General features: G+C 71.3%; 21 protein-coding genes. 12 read left to right on the top strand and 9 right to left on the bottom strand.

The genetic code is table 11. The features are described from left to right. Positions 1-535: EcsC family protein (locus tag ABT336_RS21505; RefSeq protein ID WP_350898422.1), on the top strand; the 535-nt coding region annotated here is incomplete at its 5' end. A 21-nt stretch (positions 536-556) separates the two neighbouring features. On the opposite strand, the gene ABT336_RS21500 is transcribed toward ABT336_RS21505, so the two are convergent. Next, positions 557-1,411, bottom strand: a complete 855-nt coding sequence (locus ABT336_RS21500; RefSeq protein WP_350898421.1) for a GDSL-type esterase/lipase family protein — start codon at positions 1,409-1,411, stop codon at positions 557-559. Between the two features lie 157 nt (positions 1,412-1,568). Between ABT336_RS21500 and ABT336_RS21495 the strand changes: the two genes are divergently transcribed. The 4 genes from ABT336_RS21495 to ABT336_RS21480 all read left to right on the top strand — a co-directional run bounded on the left by ABT336_RS21495 (position 1,569) and on the right by ABT336_RS21480 (position 4,924). Further along, positions 1,569-1,832 carry a DUF6343 family protein gene (locus tag ABT336_RS21495; protein WP_350898420.1) on the top strand — a complete coding sequence of 88 codons (264 nt, stop codon included), beginning with the start codon at positions 1,569-1,571 and terminating at the stop codon, positions 1,830-1,832. 12 nt (positions 1,833-1,844) lie between these two features. Then, positions 1,845-3,257 carry an NADP-dependent succinic semialdehyde dehydrogenase gene (locus ABT336_RS21490; protein ID WP_350898419.1) on the top strand — a complete coding sequence of 471 codons (1,413 nt, stop codon included), beginning with the start codon at positions 1,845-1,847 and terminating at the stop codon, positions 3,255-3,257. An 86-nt stretch (positions 3,258-3,343) separates the two neighbouring features. Further along, a complete protein-coding gene (locus ABT336_RS21485; RefSeq protein WP_350898418.1) occupies positions 3,344-4,309 on the top strand; it encodes a TIGR03885 family FMN-dependent LLM class oxidoreductase in 966 nt (321 codons plus the stop codon). A 30-nt stretch (positions 4,310-4,339) separates the two neighbouring features. Continuing rightward, positions 4,340-4,924, top strand: a complete 585-nt coding sequence (locus tag ABT336_RS21480; RefSeq protein ID WP_350898417.1) for a sugar O-acetyltransferase — start codon at positions 4,340-4,342, stop codon at positions 4,922-4,924. A gap of 59 nt (positions 4,925-4,983) precedes the next feature. Here ABT336_RS21480 and ABT336_RS21475 read toward each other — a convergent pair whose 3' ends face one another. Further along, on the bottom strand, positions 4,984-7,596 hold the full coding sequence (locus ABT336_RS21475) for a glycoside hydrolase family 9 protein (protein ID WP_350898416.1): 2,613 nt from the start codon (positions 7,594-7,596) through the stop codon (positions 4,984-4,986). A 233-nt stretch (positions 7,597-7,829) separates the two neighbouring features. Between ABT336_RS21475 and ABT336_RS21470 the strand changes: the two genes are divergently transcribed. Next, entirely contained in the window at positions 7,830-8,555 is a 726-nt protein-coding gene (locus tag ABT336_RS21470) for a PP2C family protein-serine/threonine phosphatase (RefSeq protein ID WP_350898415.1), read from the top strand. Between the two features lie 47 nt (positions 8,556-8,602). Here ABT336_RS21470 and ABT336_RS21465 read toward each other — a convergent pair whose 3' ends face one another. Continuing rightward, entirely contained in the window at positions 8,603-9,238 is a 636-nt protein-coding gene (locus ABT336_RS21465) for a GOLPH3/VPS74 family protein (protein WP_350898414.1), read from the bottom strand. A 279-nt stretch (positions 9,239-9,517) separates the two neighbouring features. On the opposite strand from ABT336_RS21465, the gene ABT336_RS21460 reads away from it, so the two are divergent. Together ABT336_RS21460 and ABT336_RS21455 are read left to right on the top strand one after the other, a co-directional pair. Next, positions 9,518-11,032: an APC family permease gene (locus ABT336_RS21460; protein ID WP_350898413.1), complete on the top strand. Its 1,515-nt coding sequence runs from the start codon at positions 9,518-9,520 to the stop codon at positions 11,030-11,032. Positions 11,033-11,144: 112 nt separating this feature from the next. Then, a complete protein-coding gene (locus tag ABT336_RS21455) occupies positions 11,145-11,741 on the top strand; it encodes a GNAT family N-acetyltransferase (RefSeq protein ID WP_350898412.1) in 597 nt (198 codons plus the stop codon). Between the two features lie 95 nt (positions 11,742-11,836). Here the strand turns inward: ABT336_RS21455 and ABT336_RS21450 are convergent, their stop codons facing one another. After that, positions 11,837-12,664, bottom strand: coding sequence for a SigB/SigF/SigG family RNA polymerase sigma factor (locus ABT336_RS21450; protein ID WP_350898411.1), 828 nt, complete (start codon positions 12,662-12,664; stop codon positions 11,837-11,839). A 178-nt stretch (positions 12,665-12,842) separates the two neighbouring features. Continuing rightward, positions 12,843-14,432, bottom strand: coding sequence for a phospholipase D family protein (locus ABT336_RS21445; RefSeq protein WP_350898410.1), 1,590 nt, complete (start codon positions 14,430-14,432; stop codon positions 12,843-12,845). Between the two features lie 142 nt (positions 14,433-14,574). Here ABT336_RS21445 and ABT336_RS21440 point away from each other — a divergent pair, with 142 nt between their 5' ends. Further along, positions 14,575-14,700, top strand: a complete 126-nt coding sequence (locus ABT336_RS21440) for a hypothetical protein (RefSeq protein WP_350898409.1) — start codon at positions 14,575-14,577, stop codon at positions 14,698-14,700. Between the two features lie 51 nt (positions 14,701-14,751). On the opposite strand, the gene ABT336_RS21435 is transcribed toward ABT336_RS21440, so the two are convergent. From ABT336_RS21435 to ABT336_RS21425, 3 genes are all read right to left on the bottom strand, one after another. Then, positions 14,752-15,738 carry a pirin family protein gene (locus ABT336_RS21435; protein WP_350898408.1) on the bottom strand — a complete coding sequence of 329 codons (987 nt, stop codon included), beginning with the start codon at positions 15,736-15,738 and terminating at the stop codon, positions 14,752-14,754. Positions 15,739-15,743: 5 nt separating this feature from the next. Then, a complete protein-coding gene (locus ABT336_RS21430; protein ID WP_350898407.1) occupies positions 15,744-16,226 on the bottom strand; it encodes a MarR family winged helix-turn-helix transcriptional regulator in 483 nt (160 codons plus the stop codon). Between the two features lie 153 nt (positions 16,227-16,379). Beyond that, positions 16,380-16,958, bottom strand: coding sequence for a general stress protein (locus ABT336_RS21425; protein WP_350898406.1), 579 nt, complete (start codon positions 16,956-16,958; stop codon positions 16,380-16,382). A 121-nt stretch (positions 16,959-17,079) separates the two neighbouring features. Here ABT336_RS21425 and ABT336_RS21420 point away from each other — a divergent pair, with 121 nt between their 5' ends. Together ABT336_RS21420 and ABT336_RS21415 are read left to right on the top strand one after the other, a co-directional pair. Further along, the gene (locus ABT336_RS21420) at positions 17,080-18,900 is read left to right on the top strand and encodes a glycoside hydrolase family 15 protein (protein ID WP_350898405.1); all 1,821 of its coding nucleotides are present in this window, start codon (positions 17,080-17,082) and stop codon (positions 18,898-18,900) included. Continuing rightward, positions 18,897-19,676, top strand: a complete 780-nt coding sequence (locus ABT336_RS21415; protein WP_350898404.1) for an SDR family oxidoreductase — start codon at positions 18,897-18,899, stop codon at positions 19,674-19,676. The genes ABT336_RS21420 and ABT336_RS21415 overlap by 4 nt, the downstream gene beginning before the upstream one ends. Before the next feature lie 141 nt (positions 19,677-19,817). Here the strand turns inward: ABT336_RS21415 and ABT336_RS21410 are convergent, their stop codons facing one another. Continuing rightward, a complete protein-coding gene (locus tag ABT336_RS21410; RefSeq protein ID WP_350898403.1) occupies positions 19,818-21,176 on the bottom strand; it encodes a glycoside hydrolase family 6 protein in 1,359 nt (452 codons plus the stop codon). Between the two features lie 231 nt (positions 21,177-21,407). Here ABT336_RS21410 and ABT336_RS21405 point away from each other — a divergent pair. Beyond that, positions 21,408-21,881 (top strand): NAD(P)-binding protein (locus tag ABT336_RS21405; RefSeq protein WP_350898402.1); only part of this gene is annotated, 474 nt, incomplete at its 3' end.

The raw sequence follows: 21,881 nt of genomic DNA, 5'->3' as shown, positions 1-21,881 counted from the left end.
GCCCGGGGTGCCCGCCGACGCCCTGGCCGACATGGCGGTCCGTCGGTTCGTCAACCGGGCCCGGCTCTCCGGGGCGGTCTCCGGGGCGGCCGGGCTGCCCGGTGCCGTCATCGACGTCGGGGTGTTGGCCTGGACCCAGGCCCGGATGGTGCTGCACATCGCGGCGGCGTACGAGGTCGACCCGGAACACCCGGACCGCGCCACCGACCTGCTCGTGTTGCAGAAGGTGCACAAGGCCGCCCAGACGGCCCGGGTGGCCCTCGGGGTGGCGGCCGGACGGGAACGGGCCGGGGCGCTGTTCGGCGGCCCGACCCAGAGCCCCCTGGGCCGGGTGATGGTCCGGTTGGGCGTCCAGCTCGCCCGGATGGCCGGGGTCCGCGCCGCGAAGCGGGTCTTCGCCAAGGTCATCCCCGGTGCCGCGATCGTCCTCGGCACCTGGGCGAACTCCTCCGCCACGAAGGACCTGGCCATCCGCTCCCGGGCGCTCTACCGGCAGCCCGGAGTCGGTGGCGTCCCCCGACCCCGCACGGGGTGAGCGCCGTCGCGGGCCGGTCGGTCAGGTGGCGAGGCGCGACGCCCGCCAGGTCACCTCGGCCAGCCGGTCCTGGCCGGCCGCGCTGGGGTGGAACCAGTCCAGTCGGTTGACCTCGTCGGCGGTGAACCGGACCCGGTGCACGGCCCCGCCGTCGTAACGGCACCGGGAGCCGTAGGCCCGACAGGCGGCGGCCAGCTGGGAGTTGTACGCGTCGATCCGCTTGCCGAAGGTCGCCCGCCGGGCCACGTCCGCCTCGGCGGTGGAGGTCGGCGCTGCCAGCAGGGCCGGGCAGATGCCGGTCCGCCAGGCGCGTACCGCTCGGGAGTCCTCGTGCCCGATCTCCCAGAGCCGGTTGAGGTCCGGGATGCTGGCCACCAGCACCCGGGCCTTGGGACGGCCCTCCTTGACCACCCGCAGCCCCCGGTCCACCTGCTCGCGGAAGGTCGACACCGGCGTCATCTCGTCGACGGTCCGCCGACAGGCGTCGTTGGCGCCGATCAGGACCGTGACGTAGTCGGCCTTGCCCCGGACCGCAGCCTGGGCCTGCCCGGCCAGGGCGGACGCCCTGGCACCCGGGTCGGCGTGGTTGGCGGCCCTGCCCCGGATCCCCGAATCCTGGTCGAGAAGCCGCTGGTAGACGCTGTCCACCCGGAGCCCGTCCCCGGTCGACCAGGAGTTGCGCTCGCACGAGGTGAGCACCACACAGGAGCCGAAACCGGTGGTGATCGAGTCGCCGAGGGCGGCGATGGAGCGGGGGGAGTCCCCCCGGGGCGGCGGACCGTCGGACGGGCGGGGACCGGCCTCGCCGCCCTCCTCGCAGGCGATCGCGACCACGGCCAGCAGGCAGAGCAGGGCGGTGACCCAGCGTCGAGACATCGTTCCCTCGCCCGGCGTCGGAGAGCTACGTCGCGGTAACTTTATGCGTCCGGTGGTGGTTCGCGCCAGAGCCGCCCGGCCCCTCGGATCTGCACACCGGTGCGGCACCGGCGGCCCACCCCCGGTTAACCGGGCGGATCCGGGGTAGCTGGACGGGATGATGCAATCGCAACCCCGGCGCGCCCGAGGCACGGTCGGGCACGCGAACAGCGCGTTGAACCTGCGACTGGCGCTCGCCGGTTTCGGTCTGGTCACCATGACCGTCTTCGCCGTGTTGGCGTTCCGCGCCGACCTGGTGCTGCTGGGGGTGGCGTGCGTCGTCCTCGCCGTGGTGGCCGTGATCGACCTGGTAGTCATCCAACGCCGCCGTGCCGCCCGACGCCGGGAGGAGCCGGGTAGGCGACACTCGCTCTTCGAGTGACAGGAGTACGAGATGCCCATCGCCACCGTCAACCCCGCCACCGGCAAGGTGCTCAAGACGTACGACCCGATGTCCGAGGAGCAGATCGACGCCGCCATCGACCGGGCCGACCTGGCCTTCCGGCAGTTGCAGGGCACGTCGTCGGCCCAGCGGGGCCGGTGGCTCACCGCCGCCGCCGACCGGATGGAGGCCGACCGCGACGAGATCGCCCGGCTGATGACCACCGAGATGGGCAAGACGTACGCGGCGGCCAAGGCCGAGGTCACCAAGTGTGCCACCGCCGCCCGGTTCTACGCCGCGCACGCCGCCCGGATGCTCGCCGACGAGCCCGCCGACGCCCGGTCGGTGGGGGCGAAGCGGGCGTTCGTCCGCTACCAGCCGATCGGCCCGGTCCTGGCGGTGATGCCGTGGAACTTCCCCCTCTGGCAGGTCATGCGGTTCGCCGCGCCGGCCCTGATGGCGGGCAACACCGGCCTGCTCAAACACGCCTCGAACGTGCCGCAGACCGCCCTGCTGCTGGAGGAGCTGTTCCGTCGGGCCGGTTTCCCCGAGGGCGCGTTCGTCACCCTCCTGGTCGGTTCGGACGCCGTCGAGCGGATCCTGAGCGACTCCCGGGTCCGGGCGGCCACCCTCACCGGCAGTGAGGCCGCCGGCCGGTCCATCGCCCAGATCGCCGGCCGGGAACTGAAGAAGACGGTGCTGGAGCTGGGCGGCAGCGATCCGTTCGTGGTGATGCCCTCGGCCGACGTGGCGACCGCCGCCGAGGTGGCCACCACCGCCAGGTGCCAGAACAACGGCCAGTCCTGCATAGCGGCGAAGCGGTTCATCGTGCACACCGACGTCTTCGACGCCTTCGCCAGGGAGTTCACCGACCGGATGTCGGCGCTGCGGGTCGGCGACCCGATGGACGAGGGCACCGACGTCGGGCCGCTCGCCAGCGAGCGGGGCCGCGACGAGATCCACGAGCAGGTACGCGACGCCGTCGACCAGGGGGCGACGGTGCTCTGCGGCGGGCAGAAGCCGACCGGGCCGGGCTGGTTCTACCCCCCGACGGTGGTGACCGACCTGACCCCCCGGATGCGGATGTGGAGCGAGGAGGTGTTCGGGCCGGTCGCCGGGCTGTACCGGGTGTCGTCGTACGAGGAGGCGATCGAGGTGGCCAACGGGACCGCCTTCGGCCTCGGCTCCAACGCATGGACCACCGACCCGGCCGAGCAGGAACGGTTCGCCACCGACCTGGACGCCGGGAACGTCTTCGTCAACGGGATGACCACGTCCTTTCCGGAACTGCCCTTCGGCGGGGTACGCAACTCCGGTTACGGCCGCGAGCTGTCCGCCCTGGGCATGCGGGAGTTCTGCAACACCAAGACCGTCTGGGTGGGGGAGGGGAGGGCGGGCGCCGGTGCGGGCGCGCACGCCGAGTGACCCGTCGCCGGATCGGTCGTCGTCGGTTCGTGAGGTCCCCTCGGGTCCATGCGTGACCGTCGGGCGGGTTGGGTATGGACGCCGCCATGACGGTGTTCGGATTCCACGCGTCCCACGAGCAGATCCACCCCCGCGCCCTGCTGGAGGCGGTGATCCACGCCGAGCGGGCCGGTTTCGACGCCGCCATGTCGTCGGATCACTTCGCGCCCTGGAGCGAACGTCAGGGGCAGTCCGGCTTCGCCTGGTCGTGGCTGGGCGCCGCGCTCCAGGCCACCAACCTGTCGTACGGCGTGGTCAACGCCCCGGGGCAGCGCTACCACCCGGCGATCGTCGCGCAGGCGATCGGCACCCTCGGGGCGATGTACCCGGGCCGGTTCTGGGCCGCGCTCGGCAGCGGGGAGAACGCCAACGAGCACATCACCGGGGAGGTGTGGCCCCGTAAGGAGCTGCGGAACGCCCGGCTGCGCGAGTGCGTCGAGGTGATCCGGGCGCTGCTGGCCGGTGAGGAGGTCAGCCACGACGGCCTGGTCCGGGTGGACCGGGCGAAGCTGTGGACCCGGCCGGAGGAGCCACCCGCCCTGATCGGCGCGGCGGTGAGCGTGGAGACCGCCAGGTGGTGCGCCGAGTGGGCCGACGGGCTGATCACCGTGAACGCCCCGGTGGACCACCTCCGTCAGATGATCGACGCCTACCGGGACGCCGGGGGGCGGGGGCCACTGCACCTCCAGGTGCACCTGAGCTGGGCGCCGGACCAGCGCGACGCGGAGGCGCTGGCGTACGACCAGTGGCGCAGCAACGTGTTCGCCCCGCCGATCTGCTGGGACCTGGCCACCCCGACGCACTTCGACGTGGTGTCCGAGGAGATCCCGATGTACCGGCTCGCCGAGGTGGTGAACATCAGCTCCGACCTCGGCCGGCACGTCGGGTGGCTGGAGCAGTACGTGGAGCTGGGCTTCGACCAGATCGCCCTGCACCACGTGGGCCAGGAACAGCTGTCCTTCATCGACACCTTCGGCGCTGAGGTCCTGCCGAAACTGCGCACCGGGGCGTGACGGGGCGGCTCGGATCGTACGATTCCCGGCATGGTGACGGACTACTTCGCAGGCGACCCCCGGAGCAACTGGGAGCGGATGCTCGCCGGTGACCGGTACGTCGCCGACGATCCGGAGATGGCCCGGCTCGGGCAGCGGGCCGTCCGGCTGGCCTACGCCTACCACCGGGCGTGGGCCGAGGAGGGGCCGGAGAAGGCCCAGGAGATCCTCGTCGACCTGCTCGGCACCGTCGGGGCCGACGTGTCCGTCAAACCGCCGTTCTTCGTCGACTACGGCGCGCACCTGCACATCGGGGACCGGACGTTCGTCAACGCCAACCTCACCGCCCTGGACGTCGCCCCCATCCGGATCGGTGCCGACTGTCAGGTCGGGCCCAACGTGCAGTTGTTGACCGCCTGGCACCCGCTCGAACCCCAGCCGCGTCGGGACAAGATCGAGGCGGCCAGCCCGATCACCCTCGGCGACAACGTGTGGCTCGGCGGCGGTGTGATCGTCTGCCCCGGCGTCACGATCGGGGACGACAGCGTCATCGGCGCAGGCGCTGTGGTGACCCGGGACGTCCCGGCGAACGTGGTGGCGGTGGGAAGCCCGGCCCGGGTGGTCCGAGAGCTCTGAGCCGACCCACCCGGTGCCGCCCGCCACGGTCACGGCGGACGGCACCGGGGTGGCGTCGGTCAGGAGCAGGGGGACCCGTTGAGGGTGATCAGGCCCGGTGCCGGGTTGGCACCACCGCCGGTGAGGGCGTTGAACCCGAAGGTCACGGTGCCGCCGGGGGCGATCCGGGCGTTGTACGACTCGTTCTTCGCGGTCACCGTCGCGCCCTTCTGCTCGGCCCTGGCCAACCACGCCTCACGCAGCTTCTGGTCGCCGGTGAACGCGAACCGGGTGGTCCAACCGTTCACCGGGGTGCTGCCGGTGTTGCGGATGGTCACCTGGGCGGTGAACCCGCTGCCGCCGGACCAGGTGCCGTAGTCGACGTACTCGGCCCGGCAGGTGGACGGCGTCGGGGCGGGGGCACCGCCCTGGTCGGCCAGGAAGGAGGCGATCCAGGTCAACGCCGAGTTCCAGTTGATCGCCACCTCGTTCGTCGAGTACGAGGCGATGTCGTCGACGAAGCAGAACTGCGGCTTGCAGCCGGGAAGCAGGGAGGCGACGAACGGGTCCTGGAGGGCGGCGTTCGCCCCACCCGCCAGGGAACCGGCGGGCGGGTTCGGCATCTGCGGGTTGAGCTGGTTGCCGAAGATCCGGCTGTGCTGGTTCTTCGCGTGGTGCTCGCCCCACCCGGTCACGTACGAGATGTTCAGGGCGTTGCGGCCGAGGAGGTAGTCCATCGTCTGCACGGCCCCGTCGCGGTAGCGCACGTCCCCGCTGAGGTCGAAGGCGGTGGCCATGACGACGGCGTTGTTGATGATGTTGCCGTTGCCGCCCCAGAAGTAGCTGCCCGGGTCACCGGGCATCGGCAGCCCGTACGCCTGGTCGGCGATCTCGGTCAGGTAGGTGTCGGCGGCGGCGGTCACCGAGGCCCGGATCCGGTCCCGGTCGGCGGCCGGTAGTCCGCTCGGCACGGTGGCCAGGTCGAGTCGACCCAGTGCGGCCACCCCCTGCCAGCTGAACCCGCGTACGTCGAAGACGTCCCCGGTGTGGTGCGGCGAGGCGGTCAGGTCGGTCAGGTACGCCTTCTCCCCGGTGGTCAGGTACAGCTCGGCCGCCGCCCAGTAGAACTCGTCGGTGACCACCGTGTCGTCGTACGCCCCTCCGCCGTTGCCGTCGGTCGGGCTGGCGAGCCGGGCCGGATTGGCCTTGGCCGCCGCGTACGCGGTCTTCGCCGCCGTGCCGCACCGGGTGGCGAACGCCCTGTCGTACGGGGCGAACAGCCTGGCGCACTGGGCCGCCACGGCGGCCAGGTTGAGGGTGGCGGCTGTCGACGGCGGGTGCAGCTCACGCAGCTCCGGGTCGTCGGCGGGGTCCAACGGCAGGCCGGTCCAGTTCCGGTCGTGGATCTTGTGGTGGGCCATCCCGGCCAGCGGCTTGCCGGCCGGCACCTGCATGCGCAGCAGGAACTCCAGTTCCCAGCGGGCCTCGTCGAGGATGTCAGGCACCCCGTTGTCCCGCTCGGGCACCCGCAGCGTGCTGTCGCCCAACGCCGCCCCGCCGTCGGCGGTCGGCGCGGTCTTGGTCCGCTCGAAGGTGTTCAGCAGCTGGTAGGTGGCCAGGCCGCCGTTGACGACGTACTTGCCGTGGTCACCGGCGTCGTACCAACCGCCCCGGACGTCCAGTCGGTAGTCGCAGACCCCGGGCTGGCACGGCACGTCGGTGTCACCCCGGTTGGGGGCGACGTCCAGGTGACCGGCGCGGCGGGCGTACTCCTCGCCGATCAGGTCGCCGTCGATGGCGATCCCGCTGCGCTGGGCGTAGAAGAACTGCACCGCGTCGGAGCGGAGTTGCGCGTAGACCGAGTCGGAGATGTCGAACGGGTGGCTGGTCTCGCCGTCGGCGACCAGGGTCAGCCCGGTGCCCGCCGTGCGGTAGGTGGAGAAGTCGACGCTGTGCACGTTCTGCCCGGAGGCCTCGTCCACGCCGCGCGGGGTGCTCACCCCGTCGGCCAGCACGGCACCGGTGGTCGACCGCAGCTGCCAGGCGAGCGGGTCGGTGGCCTCGGTGACGACTGTGGCGTTCTTGGGTCCGCCGGGCAGGTATCCGACCTGGTTGACCCGGACCCTCGGGCCGGTGTCCGGGACGTACGGCTCCGGCGGGTCGCCGCCGCGCAGGGAGACGTCGTCCAGGCAGACGGTCTGGGCCTGGGCCGCGCCGCCGATCTGGAAGATGAGCTGGGCGGCGTCGTTGCCCTCGGTGACGGTGAAGGTCTGCTCCACCCGGGTACGGGTGCCGGTCGCCGTGGCGTCGACAGTGGCGTACGCGGTGTAGGGCGCGGCACCCAGCTGGAGGACCGCCCTGAGCGCCGTCCCGGGAGTGGCCGAGACGTCGAATCCGAGGGTGTACTCGGCACCGGCGACGAGGGGGACGGCGTCCTGGCCGATCCCGGCGTCCCACGGGTTGGCCAGTCCGCCGGCGACGGTGGTGCAGAGCTGCCCGTCGGTCACGGCGAGGGGGCCGGTGCCGAAGGAGAACCAGGGGCTCACCCCGTCGCTGAAGTCGCCGTTGCGGACCTGTTCCGGGGCTTCTGCGGGTGGGTCGGCGAAGGCCGGGACGGTGGTGCCGGTCAGGGCCAGGGTGGTCACCGTGGCCAGGATTGTGAGGCGACGCCGACGGCGTCGGGATGGCGTCACGTGGGTTCCTTCCGGGGGTGGGATACGGCGTGGTGGGGAGCTGAGACCTGGGAGCGCTCCCAGATGTCGACCCGATGTTTCCAGCAGGTGACCGCCGTGTCAATCGACGAAATTGGATAATGCCCGGTCGGTGCGGTGTGCCCAGATCGCCGACAGTGAGATTCACCGCGCCACGCCACGTCACCGTGATCTCCTAGAGACAACTGCGCCCTTCGCCTGGCAGGCTTCCTCCCATGACCCTGAAGCTGCGTACCGTGGGGGCGAGCGACCGCGGGCTGATCCGCAGCGGCAACCAGGACGCCCACCACGCCGGCACCTGGCTCATCGCCGTCGCGGACGGCATGGGTGGGATGGCCGCCGGGGACCTCGCGAGTGGAATCGCCATCGACGCGGTCGGCCCGTTGGACGTGGAGACACCCGAGGGCGGCCTGGTCGCCGCCCTGCAGAGCGGGATCGACCTGGCCACCGAGCGGATCCGTCAGGCGGTCGCCGAAGACACCGACCGGCGGGGCATGGGCACCACCCTCACCGCCCTGCTCCTCGCCCGGACCGGCAGTTGCCTGGCCCTGGCCCACGTCGGTGACTCCCGGGCCTATCTGCTGCGGGAGGGGGTGCTCAAGCAGATCACCCGCGACGACACCTTCGTCCAGATGCTCGTCGACCAGGGGCTGATCCGACCGGAGGAGGCGAGCAGTCATCCCCGTCGGGCCGTGGTCACCCAGGCGTTGCAGGGCGACGAGGTCACCCCGACCTACGCGACGATGGTGCCCTGGGCCGGGGACCGCTGGCTGCTGTGCAGCGACGGCCTGTCGAATGTGGTCACCGCCGAGACCCTCGCCGAGACCCTCGCCGCCCACCCCGACCGGGACGAGTGTGCCCGGCGTCTGATCGACCTGGCCCTGCGGGCCGGCGGGCCGGACAACATCACCGTCGTGATCGGGGACATCGTCGCCGACTAGACGGTGCCGGGCCGGCTTCCCGGCCCGGCACCGCCGCCCGACCGCCGTTACCGGCGGACCTGCACGGCGGTGCCGGCTGCGGCGGCGTCGACGGCGGCGAGGAGCTGTTGCAGGGAGCCCGGCAGGCTCTGCCGGGCGGTGACGATCCGGTCGGCCACCGACCTGTCGACGAGGGTCAGCACCCCCACCAGGTTCCCCGCCCGGATCAGCGCGGCCAGGGTGGCAGTGGTGGTGTCCAGGGGGCGCTGGGTCTGTTGCAGGCTCGCCCCGAGTCGGACCCGGGGCGCTGCCACCTGGTTCGGGTTGACCCCCGGCCAGCGCACCGAGGTACGCAGGGTCAGCCCTCGGCTCTCCACCCGGCGGACCCAGCCCGCGCTGGCCAGGCGGTTGCCCACCCGCTCCCGGATCTGCATCTCGTCCCGGACGAACGCCAGCCACAGTCGGGCCGAATGGCCGTCACCACGTCGGATGATCTCGCTGAGGAGCAGGTCGGTGAGGGCCTCGTTGCGGGGTTGGCCGTCGAGTGCGAAGACGGTCCCGTTGTCCACTCCGAGGCGACCGTCGAGAAGGAGTTCGGCGAGGGCGGCGCCGGCGAGAGCGGTATCGAAGATCCTCCCCGCCGACAGCGGTTTTCCGGTGAAGTCGTCGTGCCCGACAAGGAAGAGTTCATCGGCCAGGCGCATTACGGGTGAGCCGTAATTTGCATTCGTCATCCTCAGCCTTCCGGGAATGGGCATGGGGGTGCAGCGGCCGACCCGCATCGTACGACAAGATCACTCATCGTTCAACCATGTTGATCTAGAGTGACGAACGCGAGATGAAATGCGGCCAATGTACGAATATCTCGGTGAGAGGGCCCGGATGGGCCGCCTTGTCCACACGTCTTGTGGGAGATCCGATCAAGTCCTACTCTTCGATGGTTCCAGTCCGTGGACCACCCCTTGTCAAGTTGGAGCAGAACCATGTCTGCCGATGAGTATCCGTTTCGTGGTGGCCTTCGCAGAGGCCGACTGGGAACGGCTCACCTAGTCTTCTTCACCGTCGCGGCCTCCGCCCCGTTGACGGTTCTCGGTGGTGGTGTCACCACCATGTACGCCGTCAGTGGAAACGTCGGCGCAGCCCTTTCCTACGTCCTGCTCGCCGTCGTTCTCGGCCTTTTCGCCGTCGGCTACGCGGCAATGAGCAGGCACGTGGCGAATGCCGGGGCGTTCTACTCGTACATCGCCAACGGGCTCGGTCGGGGCACCGGCGTGGCGGGCTCGTTCGTCGCGCTCGCCGCGTACAACGCGATCCAGATCGGGCTCTACGGGCTCTTCGGCGCGATCTTCGGCGACTTCATGTCGAGCAAGTTCTCGATCGAGGCGCAGTGGTGGCTCTGGGCACTGGGAGCCTGGGCGCTCGTCGGCCTCCTCGGGCTGCTCCAGGTCGACCTCAACGCCACCGTACTGGCCATCCTGCTGGTCCTGGAGTGCATCGCCGTCGCGATCTTCGACCTGGTAGCCCTCGGTAACCCGGCCGGGGGCACCATCACCCTGGACGGGCTGGCCCCGGGGAACCTCTTCGCCGCCGGCCTCGGGGCGGTCCTGGCGCTGGGGATCGCCTCGTTCACCGGCTTCGAGTCCGGTGCGATCTACAGCGAGGAGGTGCGTGACCCCCGCCGGACTGTGGCCCGGGCCACGTACGTCACCGTCGCCTTCACCGGTCTGTTCTACGCCTTCTCGGCATGGGCACTGACCGTCTCCACCGGCCCGCAGAACGCCCAGGCCGCCTCCCAGGAGGCCGGTCCCGGCATCATCTTCGGTGCCCTCGCCGAGCACGCCGGCCCGACCGTGGCCGACCTCGCCAACCTCCTGTTCATCACCTCGGTGCTGGCCGCCCTGCTGTCGTTCCACAACGGCGTCTCCCGGTACCTGTTCGCCCTCGGGCGGGAGCGGGTCCTGCCGGTCGTCCTGGGCCGGGCGGGTCGGCGTACCGGGGCACCGGTGGCGGGCTCGGTGACCCAGAGCCTGCTCGCCGTCCTGGTCGTCCTGGCCTTCGCCTGGGCCGGGCGGGACCCGATCATCGACCTGTTCACCTGGTTCAGCGGGGTCTCGGCGGTCGGCGTGGTGCTGCTGATGACCCTCACCTCCGCAGCGGTGGTCGGCTTCTTCCAGCGGCGTTCCGGCGGTCCGGAGAACGCGTGGCAGCGCCTCGTCGCGCCGTTGCTGGCCACGGTGGCACTCCTGGTCGTCCTGGGGGTCCTCGTGGTGAACTTCGACGCCCTGCTCACCCCGCAGACCCCGGCCGCGCTGCGCTGGCTGCTGCCGGCGATCGTGGCGCTGGCCGCAGTGGCCGGGCTGGTCTGGGGCGCGGTGCTGCGGTCCCGACGGCCCGAGGTGTACGCGGGCATCGGCCGGGCGGCGACCGAGGACCGGCTGCCCGACCCGACCCCGCACACCCTGCCCGAGCGACCCGACGCCTACGCCGGTCGACGCTGATCGCCGACCCGACGAACGCCGACCGACCGGGGCCGTCCGACCGGGGCCGTCCGACGACCGACCCCGGTCGACCCGCTCGGGTCTCCCCTCCCGCCGTTTGGAGCAGCAGACGATGTCCAACCCCGTGGTACGCGCCGCCACCCCCGCCGACCTCGACGAGGCCGGTCGGCTCCTGGCGGTGGCCTTCATGCCCGACCCGGTCAGCCGGTGGATCTTTCCCGACCCGGCCGAGCGGGCGCGGCTGCACCCGGCGTTCTTCCGACCCTTCCTGGAGGCCGTCCTCGACGGCGGGGCCCTGCACGTGGCCGGGGACACCGTCGGGGCCGCGCTCTGGCTGCCCGTCGACGGGCACGGCCCCGCCGAGGACGACGACGGGCTGGCCCTGCGGCTGGAGGCGGCGATCGGCCCGGAACACACCAAGCGCTTCGCGGTCCTCGACGACCTGATGTCCGCCGACCACCCGACCCGCCCGCACAGCTACCTGCCGTTCATCGCCGTGCACCCGGACCACCAGGGCACCGGGGTCGGGCGGGCGCTGCTGGAGCACCACCTGCGTCTACTCGACGCCGAGGGCACCCCCGCCTACCTGGAGGCCAGTACGCCGCGCAGCATCTCCCTGTACGCCCGGCACGGGTTCCGTCGTACCGCAGGCACCCTCGACCTCCCGGAGGGTCCGAGCCTGTACCCGATGTGGCGCGATCCGGCCTGACCCCCCGGACGACGGCAGACGGCGGGCCGGGTCATCGTTGACCCGGCCCGCCGTCGAACCGCTGCCCGCAGCGGGGAGACCCCGCGCGGTGGTGCCTAGTAGGTGCCGTCGAGCTGACCGCGAAGCTTGGTCAGCGCCCGGGCGAGCAGCCGGGAGACGTGCATCTGCGAGACGCCGATCTGGTCGGCGATCTGCGACTGGGTGAGGTTGCCGTAGAACCGCAGGGTGAGGATCTTCTGCTCACGCTCGTCGAGGGTGGCCAGCGCCGGCCCGAGCGCGACCCGCAGCTCCGCCAGCTCGAACTCGCCGTCCTCGCCGCCGAGCATGTCGCCCAGCTCGGTGGCCCGCTCTCCGTCACCGGTCGGGGTGGACAGCGACACCGCGTTGTACGCGCGGGCACCCTCCAGGCCCTCCAGGACCTCTTCCTCGGTGAGCTTGAGGTGGGCGGCGATGTCGGCGACCGTCGGCGACCGGCCGAGGGTCTGCAACAGCGAGCTGTTGGCGTCGGAGATCGCCAGCCGCAGCTCCTGCAGGCGACGGGGGACCCGGATGTCCCAGGTGCGGTCCCGGAAGTGCCGCTTGAGCTCACCGATGATGGTGGGGATCGCGTACCCGGCGAAGTCGACGCCCCGGGTCGGGTCGAACTTGTCGATCGCCTTGATCAGGCCGACGGCGGCGGTCTGCGCCAGGTCGTCGGTCGGCTCCCCACGCCCGCTGTAGCGGTGGGCGAGGTGGTTGGCCAGCGGCAGCCACGCCTCGATCGCCCGGTCCCGCATGGCCGCCCGGGAGGGGTGGCCCGCCGGGAGGGCGGCCATCGCGTTGAGGATGTCGCTGGCGCTGTCGGTGAGTGCCCGTGGGTCGAGCTTCTCGGTGGTCGCCGAGGGGGCGGGTGTCGCCTGCTCGGTGATGGTTGGCGCGGTCATGGTGGTCCTCCCTGCACCTCGTCCGCGGATGACAAAGACGTGACGCATTGGTATAGCTTCAGATGTCCGTTCGAGGGCTACCTTAGCCTGATCGGCTCGCCAAAATCTAGCCGAAAGGACGATGCACTTAGGTGACTTTCGACGACGAAACGCCCAAAAGTTGCGGATGCGTCGTAGATCACCAACTCTTCGCCCGCCGCGCCCGCATCGGACGCCCGTCCGGGTCGTACACGAGGCGGTACGCCGGAAGCGCCCACAACCGGGTGAACCAGGGCAACCGCTGCGGTCGGTGCGGACGCAACCGCCCCGGCGGTCGCGGACCCACCCGACCGGAGTCGTGCCACTCCTGCAACGCCTCGGCGGCGGCGTCGATGGCCCGGACGGCGTCCTCCGGATCGATCAGGTCCTCGTCCTGGCCGCCGTCCGGATCCCGGTCCAGGTGTTCGCGCCACAACCGCAACCGCAGGTCACGGGCGTAGGTCCGGGCACCGTCGCCGAGCCCGGCCGGGTCGCGGGGCTCCCGCTCGTCGCGGGTGTCGTCAAGGACGGCGCAGGCCAGCTCGCTGTCGTGGGTCCAGGACCGGCGGTTGAGGTTGTCACTGCCCACGCTCGCCCAGACGTCGTCGATCACGCACAGCTTGGCGTGCACGTAGACCGGGTCGCTGTCGTGGTTCTCCACGTCGAAGACGTGCACCCGGTCCGGGGCCGCCTTCTCGCACAGCGCCAACGCCTGCTCCCGGCCCACCACGTTCGGCGGCAACGCCAACCGGCCGTCCACGTCCGGGTATCGGGGGACCACCGCCACCAGGTGCAGTTCCGGGTTGTTCCGCAACGCCTCGGCGAACAGGTCGGCCACCTCCGTGGACCACAGGTACTGGTCCTCCACGTAGATGAGCCGTCGAGCCCGGCACAGCGCCTTGGTGTAACCCCGGGCGATGGTTCGCTCCCCGCGCGGGGCGAAGTTGTAGCGGGGTCGGACCGCCGGATAGGTCCGCAGCACCTGGACCCGGTGCGGGCCGCACGGCGGCGGGTCGGCGGGCTGCTCGGGCAGCGGGCCGGCGGACTGGTCGACCCCACGCAGGCGGTCGTACAGGTAGGCCAGCGGGTTCTCGGCGTCGAGCGGGTTCGGGTCACCCCACCGCTCGCGGAACGTCGAGTCGAGCGCCCCCACCACCGGCCCCCGCAACGCCACCTGCACGTCGTGCCAGGGCGGACGGTCGCCGTACTGGGGGGACATCGGGACCACCTGCGGATCGCCCCGGTGGTCGGCGTCGTCACGCCGGCTGTGGCAGAGGTCGATCCCCCCGGCGAACGCGACGTCCCGTTCCGGGTCGTTCAGGCGGCGCAGCACCACCAGCTTCTGGTGGTGTGACCCGCCCCGGCGGACCCGCTGGTCGAGCAGCACCTCGCCACCGGCCGCCGAGATCGCCTCGCTGATGTTGCGGTTCTGTCGGTGACTGAACGACAGGGCGTGGTGGTGGGACCGCCACACGAGCCCCTTCACCACCACACCCCGCTGTGCCGCCTGGGCGAACAGCTGCGTGACGGTGGGGCCCTCCGGGGCCATGAGCTGGTCCGGGTCGCCTCGCCAGTCGGTGAAGAACAGGTGGTCGCCGGCCTCCAGCGAGTTCACCTCGCTGACCAGCCGGTCAAAGTAGGTAGCGCCGTGAATCAGCGGCTCGGCAAGGTTTCCGGTGCTCCAGACGGGTAACTCTGATGCCGGGTTGGCGCGTTCGGTAGCGGTGAGGAACCAGTCCTGCGTCGGCACGTTCCAGCCTTTCGAGGTCGACGAACCGTCCTCACGGTAGGACCCCCGTCCTGGTCCCGCACGTCGAGTCCCGTCGTTTCGGACCAGGTCAATAAGGGTGTACGCACGACACCGAGCTGACGACAACCGAGGAGGCCCCAGGATGTCTTCCGAGCCGACGAACCTGACCGACCACCACGAGCCGACGGTGGAGGGCGAACGGGGTGCCCTGGTGGCGGTGCTGCTCATGGTCGTACTCGGAGTGGCGGGCATATTCGTCGTGTCCTGACGGGCGTGTCGGGCACCCGGATCCTTCCCGGGTGCCCGACACGCCCCGACGTCAGGGTCGGCGGCTTGCGCCGTCGGTGTGCGGCAGTCGTTCGGTCGGGATCACCCCGAGGCGGCCGGCCTGGAAGTCCTCGACCGCCTGGACCAGCTCCTCGCGGGTGTTCATCACGAACGGCCCGTAGTGTGCCACCGGCTCCCGGATCGGCTGTCCCCCCATGATGTAGAGGTCCAACGCCGGGGTGTCGGCGTCCTGCTCCGGATCGGCGTCGACCCGGATCGCGTCCCCGGGTCCGTGGACGGCGAGCTGTCCGGTGCGTACCGGTCGCCGGTCGGTGCCGACGGTGCCCCGTCCGCCCAGCACGTACACCAGGGCGTTGAAGTCGGGCCGCCACGGCAGGCTCAGCTCGGCTCCGGGCTGGAGGGTGACGTGCGTGATGGTGATCGGGGTGTGGGTCGACCCCGGACCCCGGTGTCCGGCGACCTCACCGGCGATCACCCGGATCAGCGCCCCACCGTCGGGCGTGGTGAGCAGTGCCGACTCCGCGCCCCTGATGTCCTGGTACTTCGGTTGGCTCATCTTCGCCACCCGGGGGAGGTTCACCCACAGTTGCAGGCCGTGGAAGAGACCGCCACTCGTCACCAGGTGCTCCGGCGGTGACTCGATGTGCAGCAGGCCGCTACCCGCAGTCATCCACTGGGTGTCGCCGTTGGTGATGGTCCCGCCCCCGCCGGTCGAGTCCTGGTGGTCCATGATCCCGTCGATCATGTAGGTGACCGTCTCGAAGCCCCGGTGGGGATGCCAGGAGGTGCCCTTCGGCTCGCCGGGGGCGTAGTTCACCTCGCCCATCTGGTCGAGGTGGATGAACGGGTCCAGCTCCTGCATCGGGACCCCGGCGAAGGCCCGGCGGACCGGGAAGCCCTCGCCCTCGTACCCGCTGGGGGCGGTGACCAGGCGGCGCACCGGACGGTAGGCGGTGGACTCGGCGGGCTTCGGCAGTCGGGGCAGGACGAGGACGTCGTCGACTGTGACAGCGGGCATCGTGATCACTCCTGGGGTGCGGTGGTCGACGCGTCGCGGACGGCGCGCAGGCGGGTGCCGAGTCGGGTGAAGACCCGGGTGAGGCAGGCGATCTCGGCGTCGTCGAGATCGTCGATCAGGTGGTGGCGGACCGAGGTCAGGTGGTGCGGTGCGGCCTCCCGGAGGGTGAGCAGCCCGGCGGCGGTGAGCACCGCCTCGCTGCCCCGTCGGTCGTCCGGGCACGACTGGCGGGCCACCAGGCCGCGCCGCTGCATGGTGGAGACCTGGTAGGTGAGCCGACTGGGCGAGAAGACCAGCCGGTCCGCCAGCTCGCCCATCCGCAGGCGCTGCCCGGGAGCCTCGGAGAGCAGGACCAGGACGTGGTAGTCGGCGAAGCTGAGCCCACTGGTCGCCCGCAGGTCCTCCTCCACCTGCGTGAACAGCCGCTGGCTGGCTTCGATGTACGCCCGCCAGGCGGTCGTCCGATCGGTGCTGAGGCTCTCGGTCACGCTGTCGACAGTAGCACTAATTCAAATTTTGACAACTGGTCCAGCAGCCGGGTGGGTTGGCTCTCAACCAGCTGACCGACGTCAGTCTTCAGAAGCTGAAAAAGTCGCCGTGGGGTCCGGGGTGTCCCGGTCCCCACGACGACCTGTGGTGGGTCAGCGCCCCGGCGTACCGGCCGGCTGCAACCTGCCCATCAGCTGACGGGCCTGGTCGGCCACCTGCGCGTCGACGGTGACCGCGTACTGCCCGGCCCGCAACGAACTCGTCGAGGTGAAGTCCCGCTGCCCACCGGACATGGCGTGCGCTATCGCACCGAAGACGGCACCCCAGATCGCGCCGATCACCAGCCCGGCCAGGATCACCGTCACCCAGTTGCCGACCGTGAAGATCCCGAACAGCAACCCGATGAACAGACCGAACCAGGCACCAGTGCCCGCACCGAGCACCGCCGACCGGGCGGTGGTCAGTCGGCCGAGGACCGTCTCCACCAGTGTGAGGTTCGTGCCCACGATGGCTGTCTGCTCCACCGGGAACCGGTTGTCCGCCAGGAAGTCGACCACCCGTTGGGCGGACGGATAGTCCGGGTACGACCCGATCGTCACGGCGGCCGGTCCGAGCTGCGGCCCGTCGCCGTTGCTGCTCGGGGCGGTGACTGCACCGGCCGGACCGGAGGTCAGGGTGGAGCCGCCCGGCATGCCGGGTTGCCAGGCCGCTGGTGTCGAGGGACTGGACATGTGCACCTCCTTCGTCACCGGCGGCCTTCCCGGACAGCCGGGAGAGGTAACCCGGGGGCGGGGCCGGGATCGGCCCGGGTCGGGTCGGAATGCTTCTCGCCGACGCCGGGTAGGCAGCCCCGTGCGAAGCGGACTGATCAGCGAACACGGATTCCTTGCCGACGGACGGAGCGCGGCCCTCGTCGACCGGGGCGGCTCGGTGAACTGGTGGTGCCCGGAACGGTTCGACGGGCCGTCGGTCTTCGGCCGGCTCCTCGACGACGACGCCGGTGGGCACTGGTCCATCCACCCCGCCGACGGTCACCACAGCGAACGGTCCTACCTGGACGACACCCTGGTGCTGCGTACCGTGTTCCACACCGACGGGGGCGCGGTGGCGGTGACCGACGCGCTCGCCCTGGACCCCGACGCACGGGGGCACGACATCGGGCGGCGTTCGCCGGGCGTCCTGGCCCGGGTGGTCGAAGGTCTGCACGGTGAGGTGCCGATGCGGATGGACTACCGCCCCCGGTTCGAGTACGGCCGGGTCACCGCGTACCTGGTGGGACGGGGTGACACCGTGGAGGCCACCGCCGGTGCGGCCCGGCTGCGGCTGCGGGGCGAAGCCGACCTGCACTGCGACGACGGGACGGCCACCGCCGCGTTCACTGTCCGCGCTGGTGAGGTCCGCCGGTTCACCCTCGGATACGCCCCGACCTACTCCGGTGACGTCCCGCCCACGCCCGACGCCGACGCGGTGCTGGCCGACGCGAGCGCCGGGTGGCGCTCCTGGGCGGACCTGCACGACTACCAGGGCCTCTACCGGGACCAGGTACGACGCAGCGCGATGGTCGTCCAGGGCATGACGTACGCGCCCAGCGGGGCCGTCGTCGCGGCCCCCACCACCTCGCTTCCCGAACAGGTCGGCGGGGACCGCAACTACGACTACCGGTTCGTCTGGGTACGCGACTTCAGCCTCACGCTTCAGGCCCTGTGGCGAGCGGCCTGCCCGGACGAGGCGAACAGGCAGTTCGCCTGGGTGTCCCGGGCGATGGGGCTCATCGGCGACGAACCGGTGCCCATCATGTACGGCGTCGAGGGCGAGCGGGACCTGACCGAGCACGCCCTGGACCACCTCCGTGGGTACGCCGACAGCCGACCCGTGCTGGTGGGAAACGACGCCTGGCGGCAGCGGCAGAACGACGTACTCGGTGAGGTGCTGGACGCGGCCTGGCTGATGCGCCACTACCTGGACCCGATGGACGACGAGGTGCGGCACCTGCTGCGGGCCCTGGCCGACCAGGCCGCCCGAGTGTGGCGGGAGCCGGACGCCGGGATGTGGGAGGCGCGCGACGCCGACCGGCACTACGTCTCCTCGAAGGTGCAGTGCTGGACGGCGTTGGACCGGGCCGTCCGGTTCGGGTCCAGGATCGGCGACGCCGCCGAGGTGGCCCGGTGGGCCGCCGCCCGTGACGAGGTCCGGGAGACGGTGCTGCGGCGTGGATTCGACGAGCGGGTGGGGGCGTTCACCGGGGCCTTCGACTCCGCCGAACTGGACGCCTCGGTGCTGATCATGCCGCTGGTGGGTTTCCTGCCCGCCACCGATGCGCGGTTCAGATCCACGATGGACGCGATCCAGCGCCGACTGGGCCACGACGGGTTGGTCCGCCGGTGGGAGGGCGATCCGGCGGGGTTCCTGATCTGTTCGTTCTGGCTGGTGGGCTGCCTGGCGTCGGCGGGGGAGACCGAGCGGGCCACCCGGCTGTTCGAGCAGGTGGCGGGCCGTACCAACGATCTGGGGCTGCTCGCCGAGCAGATCGACCCCGGCGACGGCGAACAGGTGGGCAACTTCCCGCAGGCGTTCTCCCACATCGGGCTGATCAACGCCGCCGGGCAGCTCACCGACGCACAGCGACAGCCCGTGCCGACGGGTGCGGGACCGAGGAAGGGAGCAGGCGCATGACCGGACGGTTGACCGGAAGGACCGCCCTGATCACCGGCTCGGACTCCGGGATCGGACAGGCGACCGCCATCGAGTTCGGCCGGGAGGGAGCCGACGTCGTCGTGCACTACCTGCACGACCGCGACGGCGCGGAGCACACCCGGCACGAGGTGGAGGCGGCCGGACAGCGGGCCGTGGTGGTGCAGGGCGACATCAGCGACGAGTCCGACGTCGAGGCGATGTTCGACTCGGCGTTGGCCGAGTTCGGGGTCCTGGACATTCTGATGAACGACGCCGGGGTGGACGCCTCGGGTGTCCAGGTCGCCGACCTGGACACCGCGACCTGGGACCGGGCCATCCGTACCAACGTGTACGGGGCGTTCTTCTGCTCGCGGCGGTTCGTCAGGCACCGGCGTGACCAGGGCGGACGAGGCAAAATCATCAACATCACCTCGATCCACCAGGAGGTGGCCCGCTCCGGGGGGTCGGACTACGACACCAGTAAGGGCGCGCTGCTGGAGTTCGCGAAGACCCTGGCCCTCGAGGTCGCCCCGATGCGGATGAACGTCAACAACATCGGCCCGGGGATGGTGCTGACGCCCTTCAACCAGCAGGCCATCGACGATCCGGGGTACCTCGACGAGCAGGTGCAGAGCATCCCGTGGAAGCGGGCCGCCGAGCCGGAGGAGATCGGGAGGTTGGCCGTCTTCCTGGCCAGCGACGACGCGGACTACGTCACCGGGTCGACCTACTTCATGGACGGCGGGCTGATGCAGAACCAGGGCCAGGGCGCCTGAGTCGCGTCTCGGCCGGGGTACCTGAGCCGTGCCCCGGCCGTGTGCCTTGGCCAGGGACGCCTCAGCTGCGTCTGGGGAGGTTCCTGGGCCGGTGCCGGTGGGTGCTCCCCGTCGTACGCCGACGGGGAGCACCCGGTCGGCTCAGGAGCAGGCCGAACCGTTCAGGGTGAAGGCGGTCGGCGTGGGGACCGTAGACCCGGAGTGGGTGCCCTGGAAACCGACCGAGGTGCTGGCCCCGGTGCCCAGGTTGCCGTTCCAGGCGATGTTGCGGACCGTGATCCGGTTGCCGGACTGGCTCCACTCACCGTTCCAGCCGGTGCTGAGTTGGACCCCGGAGGCGACGTCGAAGGTGAGCGTCCACCCGTTGACGGCAGGGCCCCTGTTGGTGATGCGCAGTTCGGCGGTGAACCCCCCGGTCCAGCTGTTCGGGGTCCACGTCACCCCACACCCACCGGCCGGTGGGGTGGTGACCGGCGGGGTGGTCGGAGGCGCGGTGGTCACCGGCGGGGTGGTCGGTGGGGTGGTGACCGGACCGGCGGCGATCGCCAGGTCGTACGCCCGCTGGGGTACGAACTGGCCGGCCCCGGCGATGCAGCCGTCCGCCTCGCCGGGCAGCTTCACCCAGATCAGCGCGTCGATGGCCGAGTCGCCGGTGTTCGTGGTGCTCGGGGTGCCGATCGCCCGGCCGGGCGGGTCGCACCACTCGGAACCTGCCGGTCCGTTGCCGTTACGGCTGGTGTCGATCACCGCCTTCAACCGGGACACCCCGGTCGCCTGGATCACCTGCCTGGCCCAGTTGGCCGCCTCGGAGGTGGTCCGGTAGTTCGACACGTTCACCGAGATGCCGTCGCCGCTGTTGGCGATGTCGGCGCCGTTGAGCCGGGAGGCGGCCTCGGTGGGGGAGAGCCAGGCCGAGTGGCCCGCGTCGAAGTAGACCTTCGCCTGGGAGGATCCGGCCTTGAGCGCCTTTCCGGCGTACGCCATCGAGGCCCGGGTCTCGGCCTGCTGCGTGGCGTTCTGGCAGCTGGTCATCAGGGGCAGGACGTCGGGCTCCAGGACGATGGTGGCCGGGCGACCGCCGAGGCCGGCGGCGACCTGATCGACCCACGATCGGTAGGCGGTGTGGCTGGGGGCGCCCCCGCCGCTCGGCCCGCTGCAGTCGCGGTTCGGGATGTTGTAGACGACGAGGATCGGCCGCTTCCCGGCGGCGGCGGCCGCGCCGACGAAGGCGGAGACCTCCGACCTGACTGTGGCGGTGTTGGTGGTGGTGTACCACCGGGCCTGGGGCACGTTCGCGATCCGGTCCCGGATCACCGCCGCCCGGGGGTCGTTGGGGTTCTGCGCGACCCAGGTCGCCGCGCTGGCGTTCGGGTCGACGTAGAAGACGGAGTCGGCGGCGGCCGACGCGGGCTGGGTCAGTACGCCCGCCCCGATGGTCGCGGCCACCGCGACGGCACCGGCCACGGCGACCGCCGTGGCCAGACCTGAAGTTCTCCTCATCACTGCTCCTCGATCACAGGTATCGACGTTTGCCCCTGGAAGCGCTCCCACGCGATTCTGTCAAAACTACGGGCAGGTTGCCGTCGTGTGAAGACCTCGGACGGTTCCGAGAGAACCGGATCCGACACCAACACCGACGCGATCCGGCTCCGCGATCACCGTCGGTCGTCCGCCCCGTCACCTCCTGCGCTTGACGGGCGAGGGCCGCCACCTGCGGCCTACGATGATCAGGTGACTGCGGACGTACTGGTGGTCGGCGCCGGGATCGCCGGGGTGGCCTGCGCCCGGGAACTGGTCCGGGCCGGGATCGGGGTGCGGGTCCGCGACCGGGCCCGGGTCCCCGGCGGCCGGATGGCCAGCCGCCGGTTCGACGGCCGACCAGTGGACCTCGGGGCCGCGTACTTCACCGTCGACGACCCCGACTTCGCCGACGTGGTCGACAGGTGGCAGGCCGCCGGACTCGTCCGGAGATGGACCGACACCTTCCTCGCGTACGGCCCGGACGGCCGCCGGGCCGTGCCCGGTCCCCTCCGGTGGGCCGCTCCCGCCGGGCTGCGTTCCCTCGTCGCCCACCTGGCCCGGGACCTCCCGGTGACCCTGGAGGAGCCGGTCACCTCGGTCGGACCGGGCCCCACCGCCGACGGGCAACCGTACGCCGCGGTGGTGGCGGTGATGGCGGCCTGCACGGAGGCGGCGACGGCGCGC

Source organism: Micromonospora sp. NPDC000207 (assembly GCF_040300925.1).
GTDB lineage: Bacteria > Actinomycetota > Actinomycetes > Mycobacteriales > Micromonosporaceae > Micromonospora.
The sequence above is the reverse complement of the archived record's forward strand: the minus strand, read 5'-3'. Positions and strand labels throughout refer to the sequence as shown.

Excerpts from the sequence above, each read along its gene's own strand:
- ABT336_RS21500 (WP_350898421.1), bottom strand. The coding sequence starts at position 1,411 with ATGTCTCGACGCTGGGTCACCGCCCTGCTCTGCCTGCTGGCCGTGGTC.
- ABT336_RS21495 (WP_350898420.1), top strand. The coding sequence starts at position 1,569 with ATGATGCAATCGCAACCCCGGCGCGCCCGAGGCACGGTCGGGCACGCG.
- ABT336_RS21490 (WP_350898419.1), top strand. The coding sequence starts at position 1,845 with ATGCCCATCGCCACCGTCAACCCCGCCACCGGCAAGGTGCTCAAGACG.
- ABT336_RS21485 (WP_350898418.1), top strand. The coding sequence starts at position 3,344 with ATGACGGTGTTCGGATTCCACGCGTCCCACGAGCAGATCCACCCCCGC.
- ABT336_RS21480 (WP_350898417.1), top strand. The coding sequence starts at position 4,340 with ATGGTGACGGACTACTTCGCAGGCGACCCCCGGAGCAACTGGGAGCGG.
- ABT336_RS21470 (WP_350898415.1), top strand. The coding sequence starts at position 7,830 with ATGACCCTGAAGCTGCGTACCGTGGGGGCGAGCGACCGCGGGCTGATC.
- ABT336_RS21465 (WP_350898414.1), bottom strand. The coding sequence starts at position 9,238 with ATGCGCCTGGCCGATGAACTCTTCCTTGTCGGGCACGACGACTTCACC.
- ABT336_RS21460 (WP_350898413.1), top strand. The coding sequence starts at position 9,518 with ATGTCTGCCGATGAGTATCCGTTTCGTGGTGGCCTTCGCAGAGGCCGA.
- ABT336_RS21455 (WP_350898412.1), top strand. The coding sequence starts at position 11,145 with ATGTCCAACCCCGTGGTACGCGCCGCCACCCCCGCCGACCTCGACGAG.
- ABT336_RS21450 (WP_350898411.1), bottom strand. The coding sequence starts at position 12,664 with ATGACCGCGCCAACCATCACCGAGCAGGCGACACCCGCCCCCTCGGCG.
- ABT336_RS21440 (WP_350898409.1), top strand. The coding sequence starts at position 14,575 with ATGTCTTCCGAGCCGACGAACCTGACCGACCACCACGAGCCGACGGTG.
- ABT336_RS21435 (WP_350898408.1), bottom strand. The coding sequence starts at position 15,738 with ATGCCCGCTGTCACAGTCGACGACGTCCTCGTCCTGCCCCGACTGCCG.
- ABT336_RS21425 (WP_350898406.1), bottom strand. The coding sequence starts at position 16,958 with ATGTCCAGTCCCTCGACACCAGCGGCCTGGCAACCCGGCATGCCGGGC.
- ABT336_RS21415 (WP_350898404.1), top strand. The coding sequence starts at position 18,897 with ATGACCGGACGGTTGACCGGAAGGACCGCCCTGATCACCGGCTCGGAC.
- ABT336_RS21410 (WP_350898403.1), bottom strand. The coding sequence starts at position 21,176 with ATGAGGAGAACTTCAGGTCTGGCCACGGCGGTCGCCGTGGCCGGTGCC.